This window comes from Devosia riboflavina (genome assembly GCF_000743575.1).
Lineage (GTDB): Bacteria > Pseudomonadota > Alphaproteobacteria > Rhizobiales > Devosiaceae > Devosia > Devosia riboflavina.
Window position 1 is genome coordinate 1 of sequence record NZ_JQGC01000110.1, and the last position, 1,056, is coordinate 1,056.

General features: G+C 61.6%; 1 protein-coding gene. It reads left to right on the plus strand.

Annotated features, from left to right (window positions below):
• The coding region (locus JP75_RS24945) for an extracellular solute-binding protein (protein ID WP_035088085.1) at nucleotides 1–1,056 on the plus strand (1,056 nt) is incomplete at both ends.

Below are 1,056 nucleotides of genomic sequence, written 5' to 3' on the forward strand. Positions count from 1 at the left end.
GTCAGCGCCGCGCTGGCCGACCCGGTGACGATCCGTATCGTCTCCAAGGACCTGCTCTCGACCAACCCGGATGACGTCAAGCTCATCGAGACCTATGAGGCCGCTCTCAAGGCCCAGGGCACCGACCTCGACATCCAGCTCGTCGACCTGCCCTCGTCCGGCTATGCCGACAAGCTCTCGGCCATGCTGCTCTCGGGCGATATCCCGGACCTGATCTATTTCCAGGGCGGCGATGCCAAGATGGCCGAGCAGGGGATCCTCGAAGACTGGAACAACTGGCTCCCGAAGACGACCTATCTCAAGGACGCCCTGTTCCCGCACAATGTCGAGCGCCTCAAGAACTATCCCTACCTGCTCTATGTCTATCCGCCGCGCATTCCGCAGCCGGTGATCCGTCAGGATTGGCTCGAGAAGACCGGCGTTGCCGCTCCGGCGACCGTTGACGACTACGTCACGCTCTTCAAGGCGATCAAAGACGGCGATCTCGATGGCAACGACAAGGCCGACACCTATGGCGTGACCACCGCCGACAACACCAACGAGCTCGACGCCATCTTCAACCAGGCGTTCGGCGTTACCGGCACCTGGATGAAGAACGATGCCGGCGAATGGATTCCCGCCCGCGTCTCGAACGCCGAGAAGGACAAGATCGCCTTCTACGCTTCGCTGCGCGAGCAGGGCCTTTACGATCCGGAATACATCACGACCAAGTGGGACGTGAAGGAAGACAAGTTCTATTCCGGCCGCGCCGGCGTCATCTTCGGCTCGTCCGCCGAAGTCATCGACATCTATGGTGGCAAGATGAAGCAGGCTCACCCGGAAGTTCCGGGCCTGACTCTTCTCGCTCCGCCCAAGGGCCCGGCCGGTCAGGGCTTGATTGCGCTCGACGTCTCCAAGGAATCGCGTGGCCTCGCCATCGCGACGACGTCCCAGCACAAGGAAGAAGTCGTGAAGTTCCTCGATTTCGTGGCGAGCCCGGAAGGGCAGGCCATCGAGCGCATGGGCTTCGAGGGCGAGCAGTACACCAAGGAAGGCGATACCATTAAGCCGACCGAC